Origin of the sequence: Flavimobilis soli, assembly GCF_002564025.1 — a bacterium.
GTDB lineage: Bacteria > Actinomycetota > Actinomycetes > Actinomycetales > Cellulomonadaceae > Flavimobilis > Flavimobilis soli.
Window position 1 is genome coordinate 943,819 of the sequence record NZ_PDJH01000001.1, and the last position, 25,934, is coordinate 969,752.

General features: G+C 71.7%; 25 protein-coding genes and 1 pseudogene. 13 read left to right on the forward strand and 13 right to left on the reverse strand.

The genetic code is table 11. The features are described from left to right. Positions 1 to 145 precede the first annotated feature (145 nt). Positions 146 to 1,750, reverse strand: a complete 1,605-nt coding sequence (locus ATL41_RS04355; RefSeq protein WP_098457377.1) for a peptide ABC transporter substrate-binding protein — start codon at positions 1,748 to 1,750, stop codon at positions 146 to 148. Between the two features lie 491 nt (positions 1,751 to 2,241). Between ATL41_RS04355 and ATL41_RS04360 the strand changes: the two genes are divergently transcribed. After that, on the forward strand, positions 2,242 to 2,856 hold the full coding sequence (locus ATL41_RS04360) for an NAD(P)-dependent oxidoreductase (protein ID WP_169924494.1): 615 nt from the start codon (positions 2,242 to 2,244) through the stop codon (positions 2,854 to 2,856). A 9-nt stretch (positions 2,857 to 2,865) separates the two neighbouring features. Next, complete coding sequence (locus tag ATL41_RS04365) at positions 2,866 to 3,513, forward strand: alpha/beta hydrolase family protein (protein WP_098457379.1); 648 nt, start codon at positions 2,866 to 2,868, stop codon at positions 3,511 to 3,513. Positions 3,514 to 3,601: 88 nt separating this feature from the next. Here the strand turns inward: ATL41_RS04365 and ATL41_RS04370 are convergent, their stop codons facing one another. Beyond that, positions 3,602 to 4,255: an MFS transporter gene (locus ATL41_RS04370; RefSeq protein ID WP_098457380.1), complete on the reverse strand. Its 654-nt coding sequence runs from the start codon at positions 4,253 to 4,255 to the stop codon at positions 3,602 to 3,604. Positions 4,256 to 4,269: 14 nt separating this feature from the next. Between ATL41_RS04370 and ATL41_RS04375 the strand changes: the two are divergent. Then, positions 4,270 to 4,617: pseudogene (locus ATL41_RS04375) on the forward strand (VOC family protein); the annotation flags it as partial. A 77-nt stretch (positions 4,618 to 4,694) separates the two neighbouring features. On the opposite strand, the gene ATL41_RS04380 reads toward ATL41_RS04375, so the two are convergent. From ATL41_RS04380 to ychF, 4 genes are read right to left on the reverse strand one after another with little or no spacing between them, the layout of a single operon-like run. After that, the gene (locus ATL41_RS04380) at positions 4,695 to 5,174 is read right to left on the reverse strand and encodes a nucleotidyltransferase domain-containing protein (RefSeq protein WP_098458924.1); all 480 of its coding nucleotides are present in this window, start codon (positions 5,172 to 5,174) and stop codon (positions 4,695 to 4,697) included. Positions 5,175 to 5,185: 11 nt separating this feature from the next. After that, positions 5,186 to 5,488 (reverse strand): HigA family addiction module antitoxin, encoded by a 303-nt coding sequence (locus tag ATL41_RS04385; protein WP_015771059.1) that lies wholly within the window; start codon positions 5,486 to 5,488, stop codon positions 5,186 to 5,188. Beyond that, positions 5,475 to 5,756, reverse strand: a complete 282-nt coding sequence (locus ATL41_RS04390) for a type II toxin-antitoxin system RelE/ParE family toxin (protein ID WP_098457382.1) — start codon at positions 5,754 to 5,756, stop codon at positions 5,475 to 5,477. Before ATL41_RS04390 ends, ATL41_RS04385 begins: the two co-directional genes overlap by 14 nt. Before the next feature lie 33 nt (positions 5,757 to 5,789). Further along, positions 5,790 to 6,875, reverse strand: coding sequence for a redox-regulated ATPase YchF (gene ychF, locus ATL41_RS04395; RefSeq protein ID WP_098458925.1), 1,086 nt, complete (start codon positions 6,873 to 6,875; stop codon positions 5,790 to 5,792). A gap of 24 nt (positions 6,876 to 6,899) precedes the next feature. Between ychF and ATL41_RS04400 the strand changes: the two genes are divergently transcribed. After that, on the forward strand, positions 6,900 to 8,279 hold the full coding sequence (locus tag ATL41_RS04400; protein ID WP_143556567.1) for an MFS transporter: 1,380 nt from the start codon (positions 6,900 to 6,902) through the stop codon (positions 8,277 to 8,279). A 37-nt stretch (positions 8,280 to 8,316) separates the two neighbouring features. On the opposite strand, the gene ATL41_RS04405 is transcribed toward ATL41_RS04400, so the two are convergent. After that, positions 8,317 to 9,879: a hypothetical protein gene (locus tag ATL41_RS04405; protein WP_098457384.1), complete on the reverse strand. Its 1,563-nt coding sequence runs from the start codon at positions 9,877 to 9,879 to the stop codon at positions 8,317 to 8,319. Next, positions 9,861 to 10,640 (reverse strand): ABC transporter ATP-binding protein, encoded by a 780-nt coding sequence (locus tag ATL41_RS04410; RefSeq protein ID WP_245854619.1) that lies wholly within the window; start codon positions 10,638 to 10,640, stop codon positions 9,861 to 9,863. Before ATL41_RS04410 ends, ATL41_RS04405 begins: the two co-directional genes overlap by 19 nt. 70 nt (positions 10,641 to 10,710) lie before the next feature. Between ATL41_RS04410 and ATL41_RS04415 the strand changes: the two genes are divergently transcribed. Both ATL41_RS04415 and cysM read left to right on the forward strand, forming a co-directional pair. Next, positions 10,711 to 12,081, forward strand: coding sequence for a DNA recombination protein RmuC (locus tag ATL41_RS04415; RefSeq protein ID WP_245854620.1), 1,371 nt, complete (start codon positions 10,711 to 10,713; stop codon positions 12,079 to 12,081). Between the two features lie 34 nt (positions 12,082 to 12,115). Continuing rightward, the gene (gene cysM, locus ATL41_RS04420; RefSeq protein ID WP_098457386.1) at positions 12,116 to 13,021 is read left to right on the forward strand and encodes a cysteine synthase CysM; all 906 of its coding nucleotides are present in this window, start codon (positions 12,116 to 12,118) and stop codon (positions 13,019 to 13,021) included. Positions 13,022 to 13,132: 111 nt separating this feature from the next. Here cysM and ATL41_RS04425 read toward each other — a convergent pair whose 3' ends face one another. Further along, positions 13,133 to 14,191, reverse strand: a complete 1,059-nt coding sequence (locus tag ATL41_RS04425; protein ID WP_098458927.1) for a 4-hydroxy-3-methylbut-2-enyl diphosphate reductase — start codon at positions 14,189 to 14,191, stop codon at positions 13,133 to 13,135. A gap of 126 nt (positions 14,192 to 14,317) precedes the next feature. Here ATL41_RS04425 and xseA point away from each other — a divergent pair, with 126 nt between their 5' ends. The 5 genes from xseA (at position 14,318) to ATL41_RS04450 (ending at position 19,228) form a co-directional block, all read left to right on the forward strand. Further along, on the forward strand, positions 14,318 to 15,577 hold the full coding sequence (xseA, locus tag ATL41_RS04430) for an exodeoxyribonuclease VII large subunit (RefSeq protein ID WP_245854622.1): 1,260 nt from the start codon (positions 14,318 to 14,320) through the stop codon (positions 15,575 to 15,577). 169 nt (positions 15,578 to 15,746) lie between these two features. Beyond that, complete coding sequence (locus tag ATL41_RS04435) at positions 15,747 to 16,004, forward strand: exodeoxyribonuclease VII small subunit (RefSeq protein ID WP_098457388.1); 258 nt, start codon at positions 15,747 to 15,749, stop codon at positions 16,002 to 16,004. Next, a complete protein-coding gene (locus tag ATL41_RS04440) occupies positions 16,004 to 16,951 on the forward strand; it encodes a carbohydrate kinase family protein (protein ID WP_098457389.1) in 948 nt (315 codons plus the stop codon). Before ATL41_RS04435 ends, ATL41_RS04440 begins: the two co-directional genes overlap by 1 nt. A gap of 76 nt (positions 16,952 to 17,027) precedes the next feature. After that, positions 17,028 to 17,711: a carbonic anhydrase gene (locus ATL41_RS04445; RefSeq protein WP_245854624.1), complete on the forward strand. Its 684-nt coding sequence runs from the start codon at positions 17,028 to 17,030 to the stop codon at positions 17,709 to 17,711. A gap of 89 nt (positions 17,712 to 17,800) precedes the next feature. After that, positions 17,801 to 19,228 carry a class II fumarate hydratase gene (locus ATL41_RS04450; protein ID WP_098457390.1) on the forward strand — a complete coding sequence of 476 codons (1,428 nt, stop codon included), beginning with the start codon at positions 17,801 to 17,803 and terminating at the stop codon, positions 19,226 to 19,228. Positions 19,229 to 19,294: 66 nt separating this feature from the next. On the opposite strand, the gene ATL41_RS04455 is transcribed toward ATL41_RS04450, so the two are convergent. Beyond that, on the reverse strand, positions 19,295 to 20,944 hold the full coding sequence (locus ATL41_RS04455; RefSeq protein WP_342744419.1) for a DHA2 family efflux MFS transporter permease subunit: 1,650 nt from the start codon (positions 20,942 to 20,944) through the stop codon (positions 19,295 to 19,297). Positions 20,945 to 21,123: 179 nt separating this feature from the next. Here ATL41_RS04455 and ATL41_RS04460 point away from each other — a divergent pair, with 179 nt between their 5' ends. After that, complete coding sequence (locus ATL41_RS04460; protein WP_098457392.1) at positions 21,124 to 21,732, forward strand: hypothetical protein; 609 nt, start codon at positions 21,124 to 21,126, stop codon at positions 21,730 to 21,732. A 99-nt stretch (positions 21,733 to 21,831) separates the two neighbouring features. Here the strand turns inward: ATL41_RS04460 and ATL41_RS04465 are convergent, their stop codons facing one another. Continuing rightward, the gene (locus tag ATL41_RS04465; protein ID WP_098457393.1) at positions 21,832 to 22,074 is read right to left on the reverse strand and encodes an NINE protein; all 243 of its coding nucleotides are present in this window, start codon (positions 22,072 to 22,074) and stop codon (positions 21,832 to 21,834) included. A gap of 322 nt (positions 22,075 to 22,396) precedes the next feature. Next, complete coding sequence (phoH2, locus tag ATL41_RS04470) at positions 22,397 to 23,788, reverse strand: RNA 5'-3' helicase PhoH2 (RefSeq protein WP_098457394.1); 1,392 nt, start codon at positions 23,786 to 23,788, stop codon at positions 22,397 to 22,399. A 148-nt stretch (positions 23,789 to 23,936) separates the two neighbouring features. Between phoH2 and ATL41_RS04475 the strand changes: the two genes are divergently transcribed. Beyond that, entirely contained in the window at positions 23,937 to 25,370 is a 1,434-nt protein-coding gene (locus ATL41_RS04475; RefSeq protein ID WP_098457395.1) for an amidase, read from the forward strand. A gap of 43 nt (positions 25,371 to 25,413) precedes the next feature. On the opposite strand, the gene ATL41_RS04480 is transcribed toward ATL41_RS04475, so the two are convergent. Continuing rightward, a complete protein-coding gene (locus tag ATL41_RS04480; RefSeq protein ID WP_098457396.1) occupies positions 25,414 to 25,914 on the reverse strand; it encodes a flavodoxin domain-containing protein in 501 nt (166 codons plus the stop codon). Between the last annotated feature and the right edge of the window lie 20 nt (positions 25,915 to 25,934).

The window sequence follows — 25,934 nt, forward strand, 5'->3', positions numbered from 1 at the left end:
GAACCTCGAGTCGTCGACGCGTGAGTGCGCGCGTCGGGGCACGACGGTGGGGTGAGGGACTCGGTCCCCCACCCCACGTCGTCATGCCAAGGTCGGTCGGGCCGGCATGCCGGCCCGACCGACCTGAGATGTCACCGGAGGGTGATCACCACGTGCTGATGGCGTCAGCCTGAGCCCACAGCTCCTTGGCCTTCTCCGGGTTGTAGTCGAGAACCTCGGAGCCCTTGAGCGAGTCGTTCCAGCCCGCGATGACCGGGGACGTGAAGTCCTTGGCCGGGGTGCGGGTGCCCTGGAAGATCGCGTCGGTGATCGCCGTGCGGTCGATCGCCATGGAGATCGCCTGGCGGCGGAGGATGCCCTCCTCGCCCGAGAAGTGCTCAAGCTTCTCGGGGATGGTGAAGGACTGGAACACGGCCGAGGCCTGGTTCACGGAACGACCGTTGAGGTCGGTCTCGAACGTCGCGAACGCGCTGTCCGGGACGGCGTCGAGGACGTCGAGGTTGTTCGCGAGGAGGTCCGTGTAGGCGGTGTCCTGCGACGTGTAGAACACGAAGCGGATGCCCTTGTTGGCCGCGGTGCGCGGGCCGTCGTAGTCGGGGTTGGGCACGAGGTCGATCGACGTGTCGTGCTTCCAGCTGCCCTCCTTGACGATGTACGGGCCGTTGGCGATCGGGGCCTGGCCGTAGGCCTCCATGTCCTCGAACGCGACGGACGGCAGCGGCATGAACGCCGTGTAGCCCAGGCGCAGCGGGAAGTCAGCCTCAGGCTGCGCCAGCTTCACCGTGAAGGTGTGGTCGTCGACGATGTCGAGCGCGAGCTCGGAGTCCTCGTCGTACGAGAAGCCCTCGATGGACTCGAAGAAGTAGGAGCTCAGCTGAGCGTTGCTCAGGAGGGCGCCGTAGTTCCACGCGTCGACGAACGACTTCGCGGTGACCTCTTCGCCGTTCTGGAACTTGTGGCCCGGCTTGATCTTGATCGTCCAGAGCTGCGAGTCCTCGGACTCGATCGACTCGGCGAGCTCGTTCTGGGGGGAGCCGTCAGCCTTGTAGGACACGAGACCCTGGAAGATCTGGTCCATGATGCGGCCGCCGCCGGTCTCGTTCGTCATGCCCGGGACGAGCGGGTTCGCCGGCTCGGAGCCGTTGGCGATGACGATGCCGTCGCCGCCGTCCTTCTTGACGGCCGAGTAGATCGGCTGCGAGTTCCAGCCGAACTCGACGTCCGAGACGTTCTCGGAGTAGCCACCCGTGACGTTGGAGTACCACAGCGGGATGACGGGCAGGTCGGTGAAGAGCTGCTCCTGCGCCTGGTCGAAGAAGCCGTTGGCCTCCTCGACGGAGCCCGCGGTGAGGCCCTGGCGAAGCAGGTTGTCGAAGTTCTCGTTCGAGTAGTCGCCGTCGTTCGAGCCGGCGCCCGTGCCGTAGAGCGGGCCGAGGAAGTTGTACAGCGACGGGTAGTCCGCCTGCCATCCGGTGCGGAACGCGCCGGTCATCTTCCGGTCCTGGACGTCCTGGCGCAGCTCGGCGAACGTCGCGTACGGCTGGCCCTCGGCCTGGATGCCGAGGGTGTTCTTGATCGAGTTGGCGACCGCGTCGACCCAAGCCTGGTGGCCACCGTCGCCGTTGTAGGCGATGGTGAACTTGTTGCTCGAGGTGCTGGCCGGGGCCGAGCTGCTGGTGTCGTTGCTCTCACCGCTGCACGCGGTCAGGGCGAGCGCACCGATGGCCGTCAGGGCCACCGCGGCGTGCATCCGCTTGTTCTTCAATGTTCCTCCTCGTGGGGGTGGACCCCCGCGGGCTTGACGCTCGAGCGCCTCGGCACCGACAGCCATCGGTGCAGCCTGGGGGCATCCACGTACAGAACCAACTGTGGTTCTTGGAGACCGTACACAGCAAATCCGCTGATTAGGGGTCTCGGGGAGCGTTCCGCGAGGCAATCGTTACCGTTCCGGGATATGTGGTTCTAGCCCACGCGACGCAGACTCGGATGCGGCGCACAGCGCTGACCTGGGAGGACGCGGCCGTGTCCCACATGCTGGTCCAAGACATATCGCCTGATAGCAATTCCACCGGGAGACCTGGGTCACATTCGGGATCCCGCGCTCGGAAAAGCCCAGGATGTGATCTTCACGATCTCAGGCAACGGACTGTTAAGTTCATGTAACAGTTGCGGCCAGCAACGCTCAACACACCGTCACGGCCCTCTGACCAGGCCTGGCACCACCGCACCCCGGGGGAGCACGTGAAGATCTGCATCATCGGCGGTTCCCAGGGAACCGGCGCCCGGCTCGCCGCACTGGCCACCGCCGCCGCCCACGACGTCGTCGTGCTGTCGCGGCGCGGCGCGGCTCCCGAGGGCGCCACCGCTCTGACAGGCAGCGCCACGGACCTCGGCCCCGTCACCCAGGCCGTCACTGGCGCCGACGCCGTCATCGTCACGGTCGGCGGCGCGAAGGGCGTGCACCACCAGCGCACCGCCGTCACCCGCACGGTCGTCGAGGCGATGCGCGCATCCGGCGTCCGCCGTCTGCTCGTGCAGTCCTCGCTCGGTGCGGGCGGCTCCGCCGTCCAGCTTCCCCGCGCGATGCGCGGGATCACGATGCTCGCGCTCGCGAAGCCGCTCGCCGACCACGACGAGCAGGAAGCCACGGTCACCGCCTCAGGTCTCGACTGGACGATCGTTCGGCCGAGCGGCCTGACCGACAAGCCCGCGACCGGCACCTGGACCGCGCTCGAGGTCGGGCAGCCCGGAACGCTGCGCGGCACGATCCCGCGAGGCGACCTCGCAGCGTTCATGCTCGAGCTACTCACCGACGACGCCGCGGTCGGCAAGGCGTTCGGCGTCAGCTCGCGCTGAGGAGTACGTATGAACATCGACGTCCCCACCGACCTCGGCCCCGGCCGCCTCGTCGTCAGTCCGGCGGCCAGCGCCCGGGCGGTGCTCTGGCTCGGTCACGGCGCCGGCGGCGGCATCGACGCGCTCGACCTCGCGGCGCTCGCCGACGCGCTGCCCGCCTGCGGTGTCACGGTCGTCCGCTACGAGCAGCCGTGGCGCGTCGCGGGGCGGAAGGTCGCGCCGCGTCCCGCGGCGCTCGACGTCGGCTGGCTCGCCGCCGCACCGCACGTCGCGGAGATCGCGGGCGGACGCCCGCTCGTCGTCGGCGGCCGCAGCGCCGGGGCGCGCGTCGCGTGCCGGACCGCGGAGAGCGTCGGGGCGGCCGGCGTCGTCTGCCTCGCCTTCCCGTTACACCCGCCGGGCAAGCCCGAGCGGATGCGCACCGACGAGCTGCTCCTACCGGCTCTCCCCCGCCTCGTGCTCCAGGGCGAGCGCGACACGTTCGGCAGCCCCGACGAGGTGCGCACCGCGATCGCGGACGCCGTCGGCGTCCGCGTCGCCGCAGTCCCAGGCGCGGACCACTCGATGAAGGTGCTCAAGTCCTCCCCCGTCGACGCGACCGCCGTCGCGCAGCTCGTCGTCGACGAGGTCCGGGAGTTCGTCGAGTCGCTCGTCTGAACGCACTCCACAAAGAGAACGACGACGCCCGCCCCGGACGCTCACGGAAGTGAGGTCGGAGGCGGGCGTCGGCGTCTCGGTGCTGCCGTCAGTCGGCGGCAGGCGCCTCGGCGGGTGCGGTGGGCGCGACGTCGTCGTGCTCGTTGCGGGCCGGCAGGCCGACCGGCGCGAGGAGGCCGACGAGCAGGAAGCCCGCAGCGCCGAACGTCGTGACGCGCGCGGCGGCGACCATCGCGTGCTCGGCCGTGGTCTGCACGGCCTCGCTCGCGCCGGGCATCTGCGACAGGCTCGGGATCGCGGCGCCCGCGGAACCCTTGACCACGGCGACGAGCTCCTGCTGCGCCTGCGCCGGGAGGCCGTCGACCTTCTCGAGGTTCGACGTCGTCGCGCTCGCGAGCGTCGTCACGAGGAAGGTGCCGAGGACGGCGACGCCGAGCGCGGCGCCGAGCTGGCGGACCGTGCTCTGGAAGCCGGAGGCCTGGCCGCTCTCGGCGACCGGGACGTCGATCATGATGACGTTCGTGAGCTGCGCGGCCGCGAGGCCCACGCCGACGCCGTAGAGGAACAGCCATGCGCCGAGCACCCAGGCGCTCGCCGTGCCGGAGATGCTGACGGCGAGGCCCGCGACGGCGATGACCTCGAGGAGGAGGCCGATGCGGACGATCGTGCGGCCGCTCATGCGGCGCGCCATCTGCGCGGTGCCGCCCGAGATGACGAAGGTGCCGATCGCGAGCCACAGCACGAGCGAAGGCCCTCGACTCCTACACGCAGAAGCTCGGGTTCGTCCTGAAGCTCGACGTCCCCATGGGCGAGTACCGGTGGCTGACCGTCACCAACCCGACGGACCCTGACGGCGTCCAGCTGCTGCTCGAGCCCGACCAGCACCCCGCCGCGAAGACGTTCAAGGCGGCGCTCGTCGAGGACGGCCTGCCCTTCACGCAGCTCGCGGTCGACGACATCGACGCTGAGGTCGCACGCCTCAAGGGCCTCGGCGTCACGTTCACGCAGGACGTGACCGACTACGGGACGGTCGTCGTCGCCGTCTTCGACGACACGTGCGGCAACCTCATCCAGCTCGCAATGGCGAAGGACGCCGCCGCATGAGCGTCACACGTTGAAGCGGAACTCCACCGAGTTCCGGCACGGAGAACCACCTTCGGTCGAGTCGCGTCGACAGTCACTCATCCTCTGCCACTGCCCAGGTTCCGGAGCAGGTCGAGATCGTGATGGTCCTCAGGTCGGAGCTCGTATCCCGACCTCAGCTCCATGAGCCTCGCCGCAGACGCGACGACCACGGGACAGCCTCGAATCATCCCCACGGCACGATCGCGCGCGCGATGAGCAAAGGTATCGTCCCCGAAGCCTCTCTGGACACCGTCACCGGCTGCATCCAGCTCCATCGGGTGGATGTCCACGGCCCGATCATCCGATCGCAGCTCCACACGGATCGGCCGCCAGTCCTCGACGACCTCATACCCGCGGCCGGACAGCCACTCGATGAGGGGGTCGACCTCTGTCGCGTCAACGAAGAGATCCAGGTCGCCGTGCGTTCTGGACTGGGATCCGAGGAGGGCATCAACAGCCCAGCCGCCGTTCACCTGGTAGACGACAGAGCGCTTGTCGAGCCAGTCAATGACGCGGACGACCTCGTCGGCGTCCATTCCCCCGAACTTCACGCGACCTGCAGGGGCGTGATCGACGCGATCTGCTCGCCCGCGAGGTCCTCCGCACGGTCCAGCTCGTAGTGGCTCTGCAGGTTGATCCAGAACTCCGCCGACGTGCCGAAGTACTTCGCGAGCCGCAGCGCGGTGTCCGCCGTGATGCCTCGCTTGCCGTGCACGATCTCGTTGATCCGTCGGGGCGGCACCCCGATCGAGACGGCGAGCTTGTTCTGTGTGATGCCGAAGCCCTCGATGAAGTCCTCCATGAGGACCTCACCTGGGTGGATCGGCTCGATCTTGTCAGTGGTAGTCAACGATCTGCACCTCCTCCGGTCCGGCGTCGGTCCACACGAAGCAGATACGCCACTGGTCGTTGATCCTGATGCTGTGCTGTCCCACCCGATCACCCTTGAGGGCCTCGAGCCGGTTGCCGGGTGGGACGCGGAGGTCCTCGAGAGACTCCGCGGACCCCACCTGACGCAGCTTGCGCAGTGCGACGCGATGGATCCTCGGATCGATGGATCGCACGCGCTCACGACGCCACAGCCGTTCGGTCGCCTTGTCGCCGAACGATCTGATCATGGAGTCAGTCTATAACGGGATCCGTCAATAACGCTAGACGTTAAAGCGGAACTCCACGACGTCGCCGTCCTGCATGACGTAGTCCTTGCCCTCGACGCGGGCCTTGCCCGCGGCGCGGGCAGCGGCGACCGAGCCGGCCTCGACGAGGTCGTCGAAGCCGATGACCTCGGCCTTGATGAAGCCGCGCTCGAAGTCGGTGTGGATCACGCCGGCCGCCTGCGGGGCGGTCCAGCCCTGGCGGATCGTCCAGGCGCGCGACTCCTTGGGGCCGGCCGTCAGGTACGTCTGCAGGCCGAGCGTGTGGAAGCCGACGCGGGCGAGCTGGTCGAGGCCAGCCTCCTCCTGCCCGTTCTCCGCGAGCATCTCCGCGGCCTCCTCGGGCTCGAGCTCGACGAGCTCGGACTCGAACTTGGCGTCGAGGAAGATCGCGTCGGCCGGGGCGACATGGGCGCGCAGCTCGGCCTGGAACGCCTCGTCGGCGAGGCCGGCGTCGTCGGTGTTGAAGACGTAGATGAACGGCTTGGCCGTCATGAGCTGCAGCGAGGCGAGCTCGGACAGGTCGAGCTTCTCGGCGTCGGCAGCGGAGAAGAGGGTGCGGCCCGACTCGAGGATCGACTGCGCGCGCTGGGCGGCGGCCAGGAGGGCGGCGTCGCCCTTCTTGATCTTGACCTCCTTCTCCATGCGCGGGACGGCCTTCTCCAGCGTCTGGAGGTCCGCGAGGATCAGCTCGGTGTTGATCGTCTCGATGTCGTCCTTCGGCGAGACCTTGCCGTCGACGTGCACGACGTCGGGGTCCGCGAACGCGCGCGTCACCTGGCAGATCGCGTCGGCCTCACGGATGTTCGCGAGGAACTTGTTGCCCAGGCCCTCGCCCTCGCTCGCGCCGCGCACGATGCCGGCGATGTCCACGAAGGACACGGTCGCGGGCAGGATGCGCTCCGAGCCGAAGATCTCCGCGAGCTTGTTCAGCCGCGGGTCCGGCAGCGGCACGACGCCGACGTTCGGCTCGATCGTCGCGAACGGGTAGTTCGCGGCGAGCACCTGGGCGCGCGTGAGTGCGTTGAAGAGGGTCGACTTGCCGACGTTGGGGAGTCCGGCGATCCCGATAGTGAGGGCCACGGTCGTCAAGTCTAGAGTGCATCGGTGACCACCGATCCCTCCTCCCCCGACCAGACCTCCCCGACCGCCGGCTCGCGCGTGCTCGTCGTCGGCATGGTCGCGCTCATCACGGTGGGTGCGTTCGAGGCGCTCGCCGTCTCGACGGCGATGCCGACGATCGCGAAGGCGCTCGACGGGCTCGGCCTGTACGCGGCGGCGTTCTCGCTCACGCTCGCGACGTCCGTCGTCGGGATGGTCGTCTCAGGTGCCCTCGCCGACCGCACGCGCCCCGTGCAGCCGCTGCTCATCGGCGTCGGCTCCTTCGCGCTCGGCCTGCTCGCCGCGGGCCTCGCGACGAGCATGACCGTCCTGCTCGTCGGCCGCGCCCTGCAGGGCCTCGGGTCCGGGATGTTCGTCGTCGCGCTGTACGTGATCGTCGCGCGCGCCTTCCCGGCCGAGCAGCGCGCCAAGGTGCTCGCCGCGTTCTCCGCGGCGTGGGTGGTCCCGTCGCTCGTCGGCCCCATGATCGCGGGGTTCATCGTGCAGACCTTCGGGTGGCGCTGGGTGTTCCTCGCCGTCGTCGTCATCGCCGTGCCCGCCGCGATCATCATCGTGACGACGACGTGGCGCGTCCCCGCGCCCGACGCGGCGGCCGACGGCGGCGCGACCGGACCGCTGCCGTGGCGCCGGTTCGGCCTCGCGACGCTCGCAGGTGCGGGCGTCGCCGCGATGTCCCTCGGCGCCGCGACCGACGGGGCCGAGCGCATCGCGCTCGTCGCGGGTGGCGCCGCCCTGGCCACCGCGGCCGGAGCGCCGCTCCTGCCACGCGGGACGTTCCGCGCGGCCCGAGGCCTGCCGACCGTCGTCGCCCTGCGCGGCATCGTCGCGGCCGCGTTCTTCGCGTCCGAGGTGTTCCTGCCCCTGATCCTGCAGACGGAGCGCCACATGACGCCCGCGAGCGCCGGCACGATCCTCACGGTCGGCGCCGTGACGTGGGCGACCGGCTCCGCCGTGCGCGGCCGCAGCCACTGGTCGCCGACGACGTACCTGCGGCTCGGCTCGTCGCTCATCGCGGTCGCGATCGTCGCAGTCGCGACGCTCACCCTCCCCGCCTCCCCGACCGCGATCGCGTGGGTCGGCTGGGCGTGCGGCGGCTTCGGGATCGGCATGATCTACCCGACGCTCGCCGTCCTCGTGTTCGACCTCTCCGAGCCGCACGAGCAGGGCTCGAACACGTCCGCGCTGCAGGTGTCGGACGCGCTCATGAGCGCGTTCGTCCTCGCCCTCTCGGGCACCGCCGTGACTGCGCTCGTCGCGCAGGTGGGCGTCGGCGGGTACGCCGTCGGCTTCGGGGCGACGCTCCTGCTCGCGCTGCTCGCCGTCGCCATCTCGCCGCGCGTCGTGCGCGCGCCTGCGGCGCGCTGATCGGCGGCGGGCTGCCCCGTCCCGCAGGCCCGTGGTGTCAACCGACCATCCGCAGGCGCTGCATGAGCTCGGGCACGCCCGCGTCGTAGAGCCTCGCGCCGAGGCGCAGGCCGACCGCCGCGACGACCGCGCCGAGCGCAGGGCCGACGACGACGAGGGCCCAGCCTGCGACGTCGCCCCCGCGCATCGCGAGCACCGCGAGCACGACGAGCGGCGCCACCAGCACGAGGAGCACGGCCCACGCGGCCCCCTGGACGACGAGGTTCGCCGTCGCCGAGCCCTGCGGCGTCGAGAGCGGGCCGTCCCCCGGCCGCGGCACCGCGAAGACGAAGCGCGCCGAGATGACGCTCGACAGCCCCGCCGACGTGCCGAACACGCCGAGCGACAGGCCCAGGACCTCGGCGAGGAAGTCCCAGCGGCCCGTGACTGCCGCGGCAGCGAAGGCGCTCGCGACGATGATGGGCAGCCCGACGACGCACAGCGCGAGGAACCGCCCGAGGCGGTCGTCCCGTCCCCGCACGCCGCACGCGACGTGCAGCCAGAACGCGGTGTTGTCGTACGCGACGTCGGCGGCGATCGACCAGCCGAGCGTGAACGCGACGACGGGCGTCACGCCCAGCAGGATCGCGGTGTGCGAGCCGTTGGTGAGGAAGTACAGGGCGACGGCGACGACCGGCAGCACGGTGAGGTTGCCGACGTACCGCACGTCGCGCACCCAGTACGTCAGGCAGCGGGCAGCGACGGCCCACGCGGGCGACGTCGGGACCTTCGCGAAGACGCCGAGGCCGTGCGTACGCTTCGCCCCCACCTCGTCCGACAAGGGTGAGACGAGCACACGCTCGACACCGCGCGCCCACACGACGACGAGCACGACCGTCGTCGCGACCGCGACGGCGAGGTGGGCGCCGGCCCGCCCCCACTCCTCGTGGGCGACCGCGACCGGCACCGCCCACGCCGCACCGGGCGGCGTCCACGACACGACCTCGACGATGCGCGGCACGAGGTCCGCGCCCTCGCGCAGCGCCCGGCCCAGGTTGAGGACGACGGGCCCCGCGACGGCGACGGGGACGAGCACCATGAGCCCTGCCGCCTCGCGGAAGCGACGCGTGCGCATGAGCGGCGCGAGGAGCGTCGTCGTGGCGCGCGAACCGACGACGCACTGCGCGACGATCAACGGCGCCACCACGAGGCCGGCAACGGTAGGACCACGCTCCGCCCAGAGGAGGGGCAGCGTGGTCACGAGGGCGACCGCCGCGAGCCCCGGCACGCCGACGAGCGCGGCCAGCCCCATACCGACGAGGAGACGCCGCCGGTCGGTGCCGAACGTCGCGAAGCGCGGTGGCGCGAGGCTCGAGTCGACGCCGAACGCCATGAGCGGAAGCACCCACCAGCCGAGCACGAGGACCGCGCCGACGAGCACGCCGGTCGACTCGAACAGCTCGTCGGAGACGCGTCGCGTGAAGCCGACGGCGCCGAGCGTGACGAGCACGACGACCACCGCGTTGAGGAGGGCGAGGAGCGTCCCGAGCGCGAACCAGACGCTGCGGCGCAGCGAGTTGGCGTAGAGCTGCAGACGCAGCCTCAGGACGTGCGCAACCACTCCAGCCCCTGCCCCTCGCGGCGTCCGCCGACGAGCTCGACGAACGTCTCGTCGAGGCTGCGTCCACCGCGCACCTCGTCGACCGTGCCCGCAGCGAGGACCTGGCCACCCGCGATGATCGCGACGTGATCGCACATGCGCTGCACGAGGTCCATGACGTGCGACGACACGACGACGGTGCCGCCGCCGTCGACGTAGTGACCGAGGATCTGGATGATGTTCGTCGCCGAGACGGGGTCGACGGCCTCGAACGGCTCGTCGAGGACCATCACGCGCGGCGCGTGGACCATGGCTGTCGCGAGCGCGATCTTCTTCGTCATTCCGGCCGAGTAGTCGATCACGAGGGTGCCTGACTCGCGCCGCAGGTCGAGCGCGTCGAGCAGCTCGGCCGTGCGCGCCGCGACCGTCTCGCGGTCCATGCCGCGCAGGAGGCCCGCGTACATGACCATCTGCTCGCCGGTCAGGCGATCGAAGAGCCGCATGCCGTCGGGCAGGACGCCGAGGGTGCGCTTGGCTGCGTCCGGGTCGCGCCACAGGTCGAGGCCCTGGACGTGGACGCTGCCAGCGTCCGGGCGCAGCAGGCCCGTCGCCATCGAGAGGGTCGTCGTCTTGCCGGCGCCGTTCGGCCCGACGAGGCCGTAGAACGAGCCGGCGGGCACGGTCAGGTCGATGCCCGCGACGGCGACCTTCTCGCCGAAGCGCTTCCACAACCCGCGCAGGGCGAGCGCCGGGGCGCCCTGGGCGGTGGAGGACGTCGACATGTCAAGAGCGTACGGGACCTGCTGCTTCCTGGCTGGGACGAGTGTCAGAGCCCTCTGCGAGGGTGACGCCATGGACATGAGCCCGACCGCTCTCGCGGTCTCGATCGTCGCCCTCGCGCTCGCCTTCGCCGCGGGCTACCTGCTCGCGGGTGCCCGTCGCAGCGGCGACGAGCGCCACGCCGCTCTGCGCGCCGAGCGCCTCGCCGCGGAGCTCGAGGCGGAGCGCCGCGCCGCTGCGCAGCGCGAGGAGATCCTCGCGCACGAGCGCCAGCAAGCCGCGGTGCAGTTCCGCGACCTCGCTGCCGAGGCGCTCGCGACGAGCTCGGAGCGGCTGCTCGAGCTCACCGAGCAGCGGGTCCGCACGACGCAGGTCGCCGGGCAGGCCGACATGGAGCGACGGGAGGCGGCCGTGCGCGCGCTCGTCGACCCCCTCGCGACGACGCTCGAGCAGCTCAAGTCCCAGGTCGCCGACGCTGAACGGGCGCGGCTCGCCGGGACGTCGACGCTCACCGAGCAGGTGCGCGCGATGCGCGAGTCCTCGGAGCTGCTGCGTGCCGAGACGAGCCGTCTCGTGACCGCGCTGCGGTCCGCACAGGTGCGCGGGCGCTGGGGCGAGACGCAGCTGCGGCGGGTCGTCGAGAGCGCGGGGATGCTCGCGCGCGTCGACTTCGTCGAGCAGTCGAGCGTGCGCACGGACGACGGTCTGCTGCGACCCGACATGGTCGTGCGCCTCGCGGGCGGCAAGAACGTCGTCGTCGACGCCAAGGTGCCGTTCAACGCATACCTCGAGGCCTCCGAGACGGACGACCCGGCGGTGCGCGCCGAGCGCCTCGCCGCGCACGCCCGCGCCGTGCGCCGCCACGTCGACGACCTCTCGAGCAAGCGCTACTGGGAGCGGCTCGCGCCGTCCCCCGAGTTCGTCGTGCTGTTCGTCCCCGCCGACCCGTTCCTCCACGCCGCGCTCGAGGCGGACCCGGGGCTCGTGGAGCACGCGTTCGACCGCAACGTCGTCGTCGCGACCCCCATGACGTTGCTCGCGCTGCTGCGCACGGTCGCGTACGCCTGGCGCCAGGAGACTCTCGCCGACAACGCCCAGCAGGTGCTGTCCCTCGGCAAGGAGCTGCACGGCAGGCTCGCGACGCTCTCGGGGCACCTCGGCAAGCTCGGCCGCGCGATCGAGAGCAGCGCAGCCGCCTACAACCAGACGATCGGCTCCCTCGAGACCCGCGTCCTCGTCTCGGCGCGACGGTTCCAGTCGCTCGGCGTCGTGGACGGCGAGCTCGAGGGCCCCGCCCCCGTCGACCCGCGCCTGTCGACCGTGAGCGCTCCTGAGCTCGTGGCCGCGCAGCGAGATGACGCCATGCAGCGAGATGACGCCATGCAGCGAGACGGCGCCACACGGTTCCCCGACCTCGGCGAGAGAGTCCGTAGCCTGGGCTGAGCGGCGCTCGGCCGCCCCGAGACGTGGAGGACAGATGGGCGAGCAGCAGTACCCGACGATCGAGTCGACGGTCGGCTCCACTCCCCTGGTCCGCCTGCAACGCCTCGCCGAGGACGCCGCGCCCGGCACCGTCGTCCTCGCGAAGCTCGAGGGCAACAACCCCGCCGGGTCCGTCAAGGACCGGCCCGCGCTGTCGATGATCGCCCGCGCCGAGGAGCGCGGCGACATCCGCCCCGGCGACACCCTCATCGAAGCCACGAGCGGCAACACCGGCATCGCCCTCGCCATGGCCGCAGCGATCAAGGGCTACCGCCTGATCCTCGTCATGCCCGAGGACCTCTCCGTCGAGCGCGCCCGGACCATGCGCGCCTATGGCGCCGAGCTCGTCCTCACCGCCCGCGAGCGCGGCATGGAGCACTCTCGTGACGTCGCCGCCGCCATGGTCGCCGCGGGCGAGGGCATCGTCCTCGACCAGTTCGCGAACCCCGACAACCCGGCCGCCCACGAGGCCGGCACCGGCCCCGAGCTCTGGCAGCAGACGAGCGGACGCATCACCCACCTCGTGTCGTCCATGGGCACGACCGGGACGATCACCGGCACGGGCCGCTACCTCAAGTCCCGGTCCGAGGACGTGCGCGTCGTCGGCGTGCAGCCCGAGGAAGGCGCCCGCATCCCCGGCATCCGCGCCTGGCCGCAGGAGTACCTCCCGCGCGTCTACGACCCGAGCGTCGTCGACGAGCTGCGGTACGTCAGCCAGGGCGACGCGGAGGACACGATGCGGGCGCTCGCCCGCCGCGAGGGCATCTTCGCGGGTGTCTCCTCCGGCGGCGCGGCCGCCGTCGCGCTCCGCCTCGCCCGCGAGACGCCGGACGCGACGATCGTCTTCATCGTCGCCGACCGCGGCGACCGCTACCTGTCCACCGGCGTCTTCCCGGACTGAGGCAGCCCGCCCGGTCTCGTCCGGCCGGGCGGCTCAGCGCTCCACCGCCCGGGCACGGCCCGGCGGTGCGGCGTTGCACCGCCCGCGTCAGGCCCGGTGGCTCGGCGCCGGCTACGCCGGGTCGAACGGCAGGGAACGGCGCCCGCCACGGGCGGGACGCGAGGGGCTCTGCCCCGAGTCCTTGAGCGCGGCACGAAGCTCGCGCGGCAGCGAGAACATCAGGTCCTCGGTCGCGGTGCGCACCTCGGACACGTCCACGAACCCGCGCTCGGCGAGGTGCGCGAGGACGTCCTGGACGAGGATCTCGGGCACCGACGCACCCGACGTCACGCCGACCGTCGCGACGCCGTCGAACCACGCAGGGTCGATCTCCTTCGCGTAGTCGACGAGGTACGCCGCGCGGGCCCCGTACTCCTTCGCGACCTCGACGAGACGCACCGAGTTCGAGGAGTTCCGGGAACCGACCACGATCACGAGGTCGCACTCGGGCGCGAGCTTCTTGACCGCCACCTGACGGTTCTGCGTCGCGTAGCAGATGTCGTCGCTCGGCGGGTCCTGCAGCGTCGGGAAGCGCTCGCGCAGCCGCCGCACCGTCTCCATCGTCTCGTCGACCGACAAGGTCGTCTGGGAGATCCATACGACCTTGTCAGGGTCCCGCACCGTGACACGGTCCACCTCGTCAGGCGAGTTGACGACCTGCACGTGGTCGGGCGCCTCGCCCGCCGTGCCCTCGACCTCCTCGTGGCCCTCGTGGCCGATCAGCAGGATGTCGTAGTCGTCCGCCGCGAACCGCACGGCCTCGCGATGCACCTTGGTCACGAGCGGGCACGTCGCGTCGATCGTCTCGAGCGACCGCGCAGCGGCAGCCGCGTGGACCGCCGGTGAGACCCCGTGCGCCGAGAACACGACCCGCGCCCCCTCAGGGACCTCGTCCGTCTCGTCGACGAAGATCGCGCCGCGCTCGGAGAGCGTCTCGACGACGTACTTGTTGTGCACGATCTCCTTGCGGACGTACACCGGCGCGCCGTAGTGCTCGATCGCCTGCTCGACGGCGACGACCGCCCGGTCGACGCCCGCGCAGTAGCCGCGCGGGGCAGCGAGCAGGACGCGCTTCGCGGCTGTCGTGTCGCGGCGGTCGGCCGCGGTGTCGTCGCGGCGGTGGCGCCCCACGGCGGGGCTGCCGGAGGGCCGGGGCGCGAGGGTCTCGGTCACCTGGCAAGTCTAGGTGACCGCCCTCCGCCGCGACCGGCGGGGACGTGGAGAGCCTGTGTCACCCGCGTGGTCGATGATGGGGGCGTGACCGACGCTCCTCCCCCCACGTCCGCGGGCCCTGGCAGCCCTCTGCCTGCGCGCGCCCTCGACACGACCGCGGAGCGTCCGTGGCCCGTCCGGCTGCTGTCCGCGAAGATCGCGGACTACATCGACAAGATGTCGCCCGTGTGGATCGAGGGGCAGGTCGTCCAGCTCAACCGCCGTCCCGGTGCGGGCATGGCGTTCCTGACGCTGCGCGACACGGACGCGGACGTGTCGCTGCCCGTCGCGATGTACGCCAAGGTCCTCGCGGGGCAGACGACGCCGCTCGCGGAGGGCGCGCACGTCGTCGTGCACGCGAAGCCGACCTTCTGGAAGGGCCGCGGCTCGTTCCAGATGCAGGCCGACGAGGTGCGCGCGCTCGGTCTCGGCGACCTGCTCGCCCGGATCGAGCACCTCAAGTCGATCCTCGCCGCGGAAGGCCTGTTCGCAGCCGAGCGCAAGCGTCCCCTGCCGTTCCTGCCGCGCGTCGTCGGGCTCGTGTGCGGCCGCGAGTCGAAGGCGGAGCACGACGTCGTGGTCAACGCGCGCGCCCGCTGGCCCGAGGTGCGGTTCGAGATCCGTGAGGTCGCGGTGCAGGGCACCGCGGCCGTCCCGCAGGTGAGCGCCGCGATCGCCGAGCTCGACGCGCGTGAGGATGTCGAGGTGATCGTCGTCGCGCGTGGCGGCGGCGCCGTCGAGGACCTCCTGCCGTTCTCGAACGAGACGCTCGTGCGCGCCGCGGCGGCGTGCCGCACGCCGCTCGTCTCGGCGATCGGCCACGAGACGGACTCGCCCCTGCTCGACCTCGTCGCGGACTTCCGCGCGTCGACCCCGACCGACGCCGCGAAGCGCATCGTGCCCGACGTCGCGGAGGAGCGGCTGCGGCTCCGACAGGCGCGCGAGCGGATGCAGCGGGCCGTCCGCGGGCGTCTCGACCGCGAGCAGCACGGCCTCGACGCGATCCGCTCACGCCCCGTGCTCGCGGAGCCAGGCTCGATGATCGAGCGCCGCTCGGACGACGTCGAGCAGCTCGCGCGGCACGGCCGCAGCGCGTTCTCCGCGGCACTCTTGCGCGCGGGCGCCGAGGTCGACCGGCTGCGCGCGCAGGTCCGTGCGCTGTCCCCCGCGTCCGTGCTCGAGCGCGGCTACGCCGTCGTGCAGGTCGCCGACGGGAGCGTGCTGCGCGACGCCGCCCAGGTCGCGTCGGGTGACGCGCTGCGCGTCCGCCTCACCGACGGTGAGGTCGCCGCGACCGTCGACTGACCGAACGGCGGCCCGGGCCCGGCAGCCCGCGTGCCGCCGCGCCCGAAGGCGCGCCGTTGTCAGACCGCGCGCATCGTTGAGCGACGCAGCCGGTCTGACAGGTGGCGAGGCGAGCGGGCCAGGCCACGGGACGGACGGCCCGCAGCGTGTCGGTCGACTTGGCTACGGTATGTCCGTGACCACACCCCAGCCGCAGCTGCCCGACGTCGACTCCCTGAGCTACGAGGAGGCGCGCGACGAGCTCGTCCAGGTCGTCGCCCGGCTCGAGGCCGGCGGCGAGCCGCTCGAGGCGAGCCTCGCGCTCTGGGAGCGCGGCGAGGCGCTCGCCGCCCGCTGCCAGACGTGGCTCGACGGCGCACGCGAGCGTCTCGAGGCCGCGCAGAAGCGCGCTTCCGGCGCGGCGACCGAGCAGGAGGACGAGGACTGATGGCCCCGAAGACAGCTCCCGGTGGTGCAGACGCACCCGCCCAGGTCCTTGTCGTCGGCGAGGCGCTCATCGACGTCGTGCACCGTCAGGACGGCACGGTCGACGAGCACCCGGGCGGAAGCCCTGCGAACGTCGCGATCACGCTCGGCCGCCTCGGCCGCGACGTGCAGCTCCTCGCCTGGATCGGCGAGGACGCGTACGGCTCGATGATCCGCCGCTGGCTGGGCGCGTCCGGCGTCTCCCTCGCTCCGGGCGCCACGGGTGCCGCGCAGACCTCGATCGCGACCGCGCAGCTCGACGCGAAGGGCGCCGCGACCTACGACTTCGAGATCGAGTGGCGCATGCCGCACGACGTCGAGGTGCCGCAAAGCACCGTCGCGATCCACTCCGGCTCGATCGCCGCGACCCTCGCCCCCGGCGGCGACGACGTCCTCGCGCTCATGCGCCGCTTCCAGCCGAACGTGACCATCACGTACGACCCGAACGTCCGCCCGACCCTCATGGGCATGCCGCTCACCGCGGCGCCACGCATCGAGGAGCTCGTCATGCTGGCCGACGTCGTCAAGGTCTCCGACGAGGACCTCGCCTGGCTCTACCCGCACCGCAGCCCCGATGTGAGCGCCGGGCTGTGGCAGAAGCGCCAGGGCGGCATCGTCGTCATGACGCGCGGCGGTGAGGGCGCTGTCGCCTGGTACCCGGGAGGCACGGTCGAGGTGGCCGCTCCTCCGACGGAGGTCGCCGACACGGTCGGTGCCGGCGACTCGTTCATGGGTGCGCTCATCGACGGCCTGTGGTCCGCCGACCTGCTCGGCGGTGCACGCCGCGCCGCGCTCAGGGCGGTCGACGCGGCCACTCTCACGGCGGTGCTCGAGCGCTGCACGAAGGTCGCCGCGATCACCGTGTCCCGCCCGGGAGCCAACCCGCCGCGGCTCGACGAGCTCGACTGAGGCACACGTCGCGGCGGCACGGCTGGAATGTGGACGCGCGCTGCGAGACCGACGGACGCGACGCATGATGTCCACCATGAGCAACCGCATCGACGGCACGGCCGCATCCTCCTCCGTGACCGGCCCGATCTCGACCCCCGCCGAGGCATGGGCTGCGCTCCGGGACGGCAACCAGCGCTTCGTCCGGGACGAGATGGCGCACCCCTCGCAGGGCGCCGGCAGGCGGCAGGAGCTCGCCGTCGCGCAGAACCCGTTCGCCGTGATCTTCGGGTGCTCCGACTCACGTGTCGCCGCCGAGATCATCTTCGACCAGGGGCTCGGCGACACGTTCGTCGTGCGGACGGCCGGGCACGTCCTCGACACGACCGTCATCGGCTCGATCGAGTACGGGATCGGTGTGCTCGACTCGCGCCTCGTCGTCGTGCTCGCCCACGACTCGTGCGGCGCCGTCGCGGCGGCAGCCCACACCCTCGCGACGGGCGAGCAGGCCACGGGATTCGTCCGCGCGGTCGTCGACCGGGTCATCCCGTCGATCGTCAACGTCACGAGCCGCGGCGAGGACGTGCGCGACGAGAACATGCTCCGTCGCGAGCACGTCCGTCACACCGTCGACCAGCTCTACGGGTACTCCGCGGCGATCCGAGCGGCGGTCGACGACGGCTACGTCGCGATCGTCGGCGTCGAGTACACGCTCGCGGACGGTCGCGCGACGCTCCTCGAGGTCAAGGGCGACGTCGGCGAGAAGCCGGTCGCCGCCTGACACCACCACCCGGCGTGACCCAGGTCACACCCGATCCCTGTCGTGCCGTCACGGCGCACACACGGCCCGCGGTGCGGCACGATGGGACCATGACTGACAACGCCGTCGGCAGCACGCCGAACTCGCAAGAATTCCGCATCGAGCACGACACGATGGGCGAGGTGCGCGTGCCTGCCGCCGCGCTCTACCGCGCCCAGACCCAGCGCGCCGTCGAGAACTTCCCGATCTCCGGCTCGCGCCTCGAGCGCGGGCACATCGAGGCCCTCGCCCGCGTCAAGAAGGCCGCCGCCCGCGCGAACGCTGAGCTGGGCGTCCTCGACCAGGACGTCGCCGACGCGATCGTCGCGGCCGCCGACGCCGTCGCCTCGGGAGAGCACGACGACCACTTCCCCGTGGACGTCTACCAGACCGGCTCGGGCACGTCGTCGAACATGAACACCAACGAGGTCCTCGCGACGCTCGCGAGCCGCTCGCTCGGCCGCGAGGTCCACCCGAACGACCACGTCAACGCGTCGCAGTCGTCGAACGACGTCTTTCCGACGTCGGTGCACGTCGCCGCGACCGCGGGCGTCGTCCGCGACCTGATCCCCGCTCTCGAGCACCTCGCCGACGCGCTCGGCGCGAAGGCCGAGGAGTTCGCGACCGTCGTGAAGTCCGGCCGCACGCACCTCATGGACGCGACCCCGGTCACGCTCGGCCAGGAGTTCGGCGGCTACGCCGCCGCCGTCCGCTACGGCGTCGAGCGCCTGCAGTCAGCGCTCCCCCGCGCGGCCGAGGTCCCGCTCGGCGGCACCGCCGTCGGGACCGGCATCAACACGCCCGCAGGCTTCCCGCAGCGGGTCATCGAGCTGCTCGTCGAGGACACGGCCCTGCCGCTGACCGAGGCGCGCGACCACTTCGAGGCGCAGTCCTCGCGCGACGGCCTCGTCGAGCTGTCCGGCGCCCTGCGCACGATCGCCGTGTCGCTCACGAAGATCTGCAACGACCTGCGCTGGATGGGCTCCGGCCCCAACACGGGCCTCGGCGAGATCTTCATCCCGGACCTCCAGCCGGGCTCGTCGATCATGCCGGGCAAGGTCAACCCGGTCGTCCCCGAGGCGGTCCTCATGGTCGCCGCGCGCGTCGTCGGCAACGACGCGACCGTCGCGTGGGCGGGCGCGAGCGGCTCGTTCGAGCTCAACGTCCAGATCCCCGTGATCGCCTCGGCCGTGCTCGAGTCGATCCGTCTGCTGTCGACGTCGTCGCGCGTCCTCGCCGACCGCACCGTCGCGGGCATCACCGCGAACGTCGAGCGCGCCCGCGCGCTCGCCGAGTCCTCGCCGTCGATCGTCACGCCGCTCAACCGCGTGATCGGCTACGAGGCCGCTGCCAAGGTCGCGAAGCACTCGGTGAAGAAGGGCATCACCGTCCGCGAGGCGGTCGTCGAGCTCGGCTTCGTCGATCGTGGCGACGTCACCGAGGAGCAGCTCGACAGCGCTCTCGACGTGCTGTCGATGACGCGCCCGCCGCAGGCCTGACGCCTACGAGAGAGGGCCCGTCGGCGATGCCGACGGGCCCTCTCTCGTGTCTCTGGCGCCGAGAACTCAGCGCGGCGAGCGGCTCATGAGGAGGCTCGCGAGGAGGCCCGTCACGAGCACGGCGACCGTGAGCAGGAGCGTCTGGGAGACGGCGGTGCTGAAACCGGCGTGGACCGCCGTGAGCGCGGCCTCGCGCACCTGCTCCACGAGGTCGGCCGGTACGGACTCGGGCAGGGTGAGCCCGCTCGCGCCGCCGCCGGAGAACGCGGAGCCGTTCGACGACGCGAACGCCTCGACGAACGGTGCTCGCGCCTCCTCGGGGAGCTGTGCCGCGACGTCGGCCGCCGCCGCGGGCACCTCGACACCGAGGCGGGACGTGAGCATCGCGACGATCGCCGCAGAGCCGAGGACGCCGCCGACCTGACGGTTCATGTTGAACGCGCCCGCGCCGGCGCCCGCGGTCGAGCGGTCGAGGCCCGAGGTCGCGAGGTTGGCCAGCGGAGAGAACAGCAGGCCCGTGCCGATGCCGAAGACCGTCATCGGCGGGAAGAACTGCCACATCGACGCGTCCGGCGAGACCACGAGCGTGAGCCAGAAGACCGAGCCCGCGAGGAACGTGAAGCCGCTAGCGACGACCCACTTGCCGGGGATGCGGTCCGAGAGCCGCCCCGCGAACGGCGCGACGACGCCGGACACGAGCGAGCCGGGCAGGTTCACCATCGCCGCCATGAGCGGGGACAAGCCGAGGACCTGCTGCAGGATCAGCGTGAGCGGGAAGAAGATGCCGATCATCGCGAACGACGAGACAGCGCCTGCGACGTTGGCAAGGGTGAAGTTGCGGTGCGTGAAGAGCGTGAGGGGCAGGAGCGCGTCGGCGCCCCGGCGCTTCTGCCACAGCAGGAACGCGCCCGTGACGAGCACGCCGAGCCCGATCATCCGCCAGACGGTGATCGGGCCGACGACCTGGCCCCACTCGAAGGTCTCCCCCTCCTGGAGCCCGAAGATCAGGAGGAACAGGCCGACGACGGAGAGCACGACGCCGGGCAGGTCGAGGCTGCGGGTGTGCGTCTCGAGGCGGGGCAGGCGCGTGACGGCGAGCCACAGGGCGACGGCGCCGATCGGGACGTTGACGAAGAAGATCCACTCCCAGCCGATCGTCTCGACGAAGATGCCGCCGAGCACGGGGCCGGCGATCGTCGCGACGCCGGCGGTCGCGCCCCACAGGCCGAGCGCTGCGCCGCGGCGCGCTGGCGGGAAGACGCGCGTGATCATGGCCATCGTCTGCGGCGTCATGAGGGCGGACCCGATGCCCTGGACGGCCCTCGCGACGATGAGCGTCTCGACGGACCCGGCGAGGCCGCACGCGATCGAGGAGAGGGTGAAGACCACGAGACCGGAGACGAACATCGTCTTCGCTCCGTAGCGGTCGCCGAGCCGTCCCGTGACGAGCAGGAGCACGGCGAACGTGAGGAGGTAGGCGCTGTTGACCCAGCCGACCGCCGTGAGCGAGGTCTGGAAGGTCGCGACGAGGGTCGGGACGGCGATGTTGACGATGGTCGTGTCGACCATGATGACGAAGAAGCCCAGGCAGAGCGGCGGCAGGATGCTCCACGGGCTGCGCCCGCCGAGGTCGACGAGAGGGGCGTCAGCAGCCCGCCCAGGGCTCGTGGCGGAGGCCGTCGGGGCGGACGGCTCGTGCGTGGGTTCGCTGGTCACGCCCCACGTTAAGCACGCCACGTCATCAACCCCAACTGGAGCAGCGGGGGTGTCCGCCCGCCCCGCCGATCTTCGGGCACGTGAGCGGGCACGACCCATCGCCGAAGCCAATCCCGCATAGCGGACGAAAGCGGCTGAGTCGTGGACACCGTGAGAGCGCTCTCATACCGTCCCGCTCCATGACGACCCAGACCCTGGCCACCCGGCCGTCCGACCCCTCGATCCCCTACCCCGCCCTCCACCACGACGGCGACCACACCTGGAAGCCCGAGTCGCGGATCGGCGGCATCGCCGTCGGCGCGCTCTTGTCGGTCGCCTTCATCGGCGCGAGCATCTGGCTCCAGCTCATCTCCGACGTCCAGTACGAGATCACGTTCAACAAGATCGTCACGATCCCGGCGGTCGCCTTCACCGGCGTCGGTGCGGTCGTCAGCCTCATCGTGCTCGCGGCAGCCTTCCGCCCGCACGCCCCCTGGTTCCAGGACTGGTCCTACCTCGAGGTCCTCGAGGAGCAGGACGGCCTGCGCATCTTCGCCGGCCGCCTCGGCAAGGACCACGAGGGCGTCCTCGTGCGCAGCGGCGAGTCCGTGCAGATCGCCGGCAGCCGCGGCGAGGAGCTGGACGAGGCCGAGCTCACCGTCAAGGCCCCGGCCGGCTCGCTGACGGTCGACGTCGACGTCTTCCTCAGCACGATCGACGCCAAGCCCCTCGCGGCAGCCGCGGAGCGCTACGGCATCACGCTCGTCTACACGGGCGTCGCCACCGAGATCCCCGCTGCCACAGCCTGACCACCACCGGACGACGAAGGGCGCCCCGACCTGGTCGGGGCGCCCTTCGTCAGACTCCTGAGCGTGCGGCCAGACGGCCGCCACGCTCAGCGGCGGGGTTCAGCTCCAGCGCGTGAGGACGTTGCCGTCCTTGTCCGAGAACTTGCCGACGAGCATGAGGATCAGATCGACGATCGTCCAGATGCCGAAGCCACCGACAGTCAGGATCATCAGCACGGCCGTGCCGATCTTGCCGACGTAGAAGCGGTGCGCACCGAGGAAGCCGAAGAAGAAGGCGAGGAGGAAGGCAGGCAGGAGGAGCTTCTCGCTCGACGCGGCCGCACCCTGGTAAGGAGCAGTCATGGGAGTGCCTTTCGGTAGGGGCCGCGACGCGGTCCGGTCGCGGTGTGCCGAGTGACCGGCTGCGAAAGGCTAGCGAAACCGACCTCGCGGAGCGGCCCCTTTCCGCACCCGACGCCACGATTCACCCGGGAACCGACGTTGCGGGGCGCATCACATGGGTGGATACCCCTAGACCCTGTCCATCAGCTGGACCAGCCTCGCTGGTCACAGCGGTAAGCACCTCACGAAGGCGAAGTCCTCCCGGACCCTCAAGGTCCGCTGAGCGCAGAGCCCGCGCAGACGATGGCCCGCCGCCCATCGGGGCGGCGGGCCGTCGCGTGATTCAGAGGTCGATGCCTTCGAGGATCTCGGTGACGAGCGCCGCGACGGGCGACCGCTCCGACCGGTTGAGGGTCACGTGCGCGAACAGCGGGTGGCCCTTGAGCTTCTCGATGACGGCGGCGACGCCGTCGTGCCGCCCGACGCGCAGGTTGTCGCGCTGCGCGACGTCGTGAGTGAGGACGACGCGGGAGTTCTGGCCGATGCGCGACAGCACCGTGAGCAGGACGCCCCGCTCGAGGGACTGCGCCTCGTCGACGATGACGAACGCGTCGTGCAGCGAGCGGCCGCGGATGTGCGTGAGCGGCAGCACCTCGAGCATGTCGCGCGCCATGACCTCCTCGACGACCTCGCGCGCGACGACCGCGCCGAGCGTGTCGAACACGGCCTCCGCCCAGGGGTTCATCTTCTCGGCCTCGGTGCCGGGCAGGTAGCCGAGCTCCTGCCCCCCGACCGCGTAGAGCGGGCGGAACACCATGATCTTGCGGTGCTGGCGCCGCTCGAGGACCGCTTCGAGACCTGCGCACAGGGCGAGCGCCGACTTGCCCGTGCCTGCACGCCCACCGAGCGACACGATGCCGACGGACTCGTCCATGAGGAGGTCGATCGCGACGCGCTGCTCGGCGCTGCGCCCGCGGATCCCGAAGACCTCCTGGTCGCCACGCACGAGCTGGACGTGCTTGTCGGCGGTGACGCGGCCGAGGGCGGAGCCGCGCGGCGAGTGCATGACGACGCCGGTGTTGACCACGAGGTGCTCGGGCTGGCTCACCGAGGTGAGGTCGAGGTCGGCGAGCTGGACGGACTCGGCCTCCCAGAGGGCGGCCATCTGGTCGGCGTCGACGTCGATCTCCGCCATGCCCGTCCAGCCCGTGTCGAGGACGAGCTCGTGGCGGTACTCCTCGGCGGTCAGGCCGACGGCAGACGCCTTGACGCGCATCGGCAGGTCCTTGGAGACGACGGTGACGTCGTGGCCCTCGGCGCCGAGGTTCGCGGCGACGGCGAGGATACGCGAGTCGTTGTCGCCGAGGCGGAAGCCTGCGGGGAGCACCTCGGGCGAGACGTGGTTGAGCTCGACGCGGAGCGTCCCGCCGAGGTCGCCGACGGGGATCGGAGCGTCGAGCCCGCCGTGCTCGACGCGCAGCTCGTCGAGCAGGCGCAGGGCGCTGCGCGCGAAGTAGCCGAGCTCGGGGTGGTGCCGTTTCGCCTCGAGCTCGGTGATGACGACGATCGGCAGGACGACGTCGTGCTCGGCGAAGCGCAGCACGGCGCGCGGGTCGGAGAGGAGGACGGACGTGTCGACGACGAACGTGCGGCGCGCGTCACCGGGCGGCGGTGCCCCTGTCGCCTCGCGCGGTGCGCGTCGTACGGTCGGGGGTCGCGTGCTCGGATCGGTCATGGCCGGCTCCCGTGGTGCGGGACGACGGTGTGTCGTCCGTCACAGGACAAACTACGCCCGTGTGATTCATCTGGCGAGGGCGCCACGTAACCATCAGGTGAACTCTGCGCCGTTCCCCCGCCGCGACCCGCTCACTAGGCTCGACGACATGGCAGAGCTGCACGACCTCACCGCCCTCGAGCTCGCCGCGGAGATCCGCGACGGCGAGACCTCCCCCACCGACGTCGTGCGGCACGCGCTCGACCGCGCCGAGCGGCTCGGGCCGCAGGTCGGGGCGTACGTGACCCTCGCACCCGAGCGCGCGCTCGCGGAGGCCCGCGAGGCCGAGGCGCTCCTGCGCGCCGCGACCGACGTCGACGCGCTGCCTCCCCTGCTCGGCGTGCCGTGCCCGGTCAAGGACCTCAACGCCGTCGCGGGCGTCCCGATGTCCGCGGGCTCGCGCGCGCTCGACGGCTACGTCCCCGAGCACGACGACGGGATCGTCACCCTCCTCAACCAGGCGGGCACGATCATGCTCGGCAAGACGACGACGCCCGAGCTCGGCCTGCCCTGCTACACCGAGCCCGACGGTCAGGACCCTGCCCGCACGCCGTGGGACCTCACGCGGTCGGCTGGCGGCTCGTCAGGCGGGGCTGCGGCCGCGGTCGCGGCGCGGCTCGTGCCGGTCGCGCAGGGCAGCGACGGGGGCGGTTCGATCCGCATCCCCGCGAGCGCGTGCGGGCTCGTGGGGCTCAAGCCGAGCCGCGGACGGATCAGCCCGGGTCCGTACGGCCTCGACGGCGCGGGGCTTGCGACGCTCGGCTTCCTCACGCGCGACGTGCGGGACACGGCGGCCCTGCTGGACGTGGCGGCGCGGCCGTGGCCGGGTGACACGTTCGAGCTTCCGCCGGCGGCTCAGCCGTTCCTCGAGGCGGCGCGCCGCCCGCCGGGGCGGCTGCGCGTCGGCGTGCTGACGACGCCGGTGATCGCCGAGGGTGCGCCCGTGCACCCCGCGTGCGTCGCGGCGGTCGCGGCGGTCGAGACGGAGCTGGTCGAGCTCGGCCACGACGTGTCCGAGGCACCCGTGCCGTTCCCGGCCGAGCGCTGGGACGCGTTCCGGGCGCTGTGGTCGGTCATGGCCCTCCAGGCTCCCGTGCCGCCCGAGCGGGAGGACCTGCTCGTCCCGCTCACCCGCTGGCTGCGCGAGCAGGGTCGCGCGGTGTCCGGCCTCGACTACGCGCAGGCGGTGTCGGCGGTGCAGGCGCTCACGCGCGAGATCGCGCGGACCTGGGCCGGCTTCGACGTCATCGTGTCACCGACCTTCGCCCAGCTTCCCGCGCCGCTCGGCTCGCTGCGCGACGACGCAGACCCGGGGGGCGACTTCGCGGCGCAGACCCGCTTCACGCCGTGGACGAGCGTGTGGAACCTGTCGGGCCGTCCGGCGATCTCCCTGCCGGTGACGGTCTGGGACGACGACGGCACCCAGCTCCCGGTCGGTGTCATGCTCGGCGCCCGGTTCGGGCGCGAGGACGTGCTGCTCGGGCTCGCGGGAGCCCTCGAGGAGATCTTCGGCTGGCGGGACAGGCGGCCGCCGGTCGCGTGAGGGCGACGGCGGGAGCGCGAGCAGGTCGGACGCTTCCCGACGCTCAGGCGCCGGCGGTCTGCTGGACGTGCGCGACGATCGAGCGCGCCCACTCGCGCACCGCGTCCATGTCGCGGCGGTCGCCCTGCTTGCCGCGGGCCGCGGCGATGATCGCGCGCTCGGCGAAGTTGAGGACGTTGAGGTCGAGACGCCCGGAGAAGTGCCGGTGCGCGACGGCGCCGGACGCGATCATCCGCTCGTGCGTCTCCGCGGGTCGGTTCGAGCCCTTCGCGGGGGCGTCGGCGAGCCCGGACGAGAAGAGCCAGACGGTCTTGGTCTGCAGCTCGGCGGTCAGGCGTTCGACGAGCTCGCGCGCCTCGGGGAGCCAGCGGCCGGTGTAGATCGCGGACCCGACGATCACGACGTCGTACTCCGCGACCGAGGTGACGTCCTCCGGGACGATGAGGTCGCACTCGATGCCGTGCTCCCGGATGGTGTCGGCGACGACCTCGCCGATCTCCAGAGTCGCGTTGTGGCGGGACGCCACAGTCACGAGTGCCCTCATTGGTTTCTCCTCACAGATGC

Excerpts from the sequence above, each read along its gene's own strand:
- ATL41_RS04355 (WP_098457377.1), bottom strand. The coding sequence starts at position 1,750 with ATGCACGCCGCGGTGGCCCTGACGGCCATCGGTGCGCTCGCCCTGACC.
- ATL41_RS04365 (WP_098457379.1), top strand. The coding sequence starts at position 2,866 with ATGAACATCGACGTCCCCACCGACCTCGGCCCCGGCCGCCTCGTCGTC.
- ATL41_RS04380 (WP_098458924.1), bottom strand. The coding sequence starts at position 5,174 with ATGGACGCCGACGAGGTCGTCCGCGTCATTGACTGGCTCGACAAGCGC.
- ATL41_RS04390 (WP_098457382.1), bottom strand. The coding sequence starts at position 5,756 with ATGATCAGATCGTTCGGCGACAAGGCGACCGAACGGCTGTGGCGTCGT.
- ATL41_RS04410 (WP_245854619.1), bottom strand. The coding sequence starts at position 10,640 with ATGTCGACGTCCTCCACCGCCCAGGGCGCCCCGGCGCTCGCCCTGCGC.
- ATL41_RS04415 (WP_245854620.1), top strand. The coding sequence starts at position 10,711 with ATGGACATGAGCCCGACCGCTCTCGCGGTCTCGATCGTCGCCCTCGCG.
- cysM (WP_098457386.1), top strand. The coding sequence starts at position 12,116 with ATGGGCGAGCAGCAGTACCCGACGATCGAGTCGACGGTCGGCTCCACT.
- ATL41_RS04435 (WP_098457388.1), top strand. The coding sequence starts at position 15,747 with ATGTCCGTGACCACACCCCAGCCGCAGCTGCCCGACGTCGACTCCCTG.
- ATL41_RS04440 (WP_098457389.1), top strand. The coding sequence starts at position 16,004 with ATGGCCCCGAAGACAGCTCCCGGTGGTGCAGACGCACCCGCCCAGGTC.
- ATL41_RS04445 (WP_245854624.1), top strand. The coding sequence starts at position 17,028 with ATGAGCAACCGCATCGACGGCACGGCCGCATCCTCCTCCGTGACCGGC.
- ATL41_RS04450 (WP_098457390.1), top strand. The coding sequence starts at position 17,801 with ATGACTGACAACGCCGTCGGCAGCACGCCGAACTCGCAAGAATTCCGC.
- ATL41_RS04460 (WP_098457392.1), top strand. The coding sequence starts at position 21,124 with ATGACGACCCAGACCCTGGCCACCCGGCCGTCCGACCCCTCGATCCCC.
- ATL41_RS04465 (WP_098457393.1), bottom strand. The coding sequence starts at position 22,074 with ATGACTGCTCCTTACCAGGGTGCGGCCGCGTCGAGCGAGAAGCTCCTC.
- phoH2 (WP_098457394.1), bottom strand. The coding sequence starts at position 23,788 with ATGACCGATCCGAGCACGCGACCCCCGACCGTACGACGCGCACCGCGC.
- ATL41_RS04475 (WP_098457395.1), top strand. The coding sequence starts at position 23,937 with ATGGCAGAGCTGCACGACCTCACCGCCCTCGAGCTCGCCGCGGAGATC.
- ATL41_RS04480 (WP_098457396.1), bottom strand. The coding sequence starts at position 25,914 with ATGAGGGCACTCGTGACTGTGGCGTCCCGCCACAACGCGACTCTGGAG.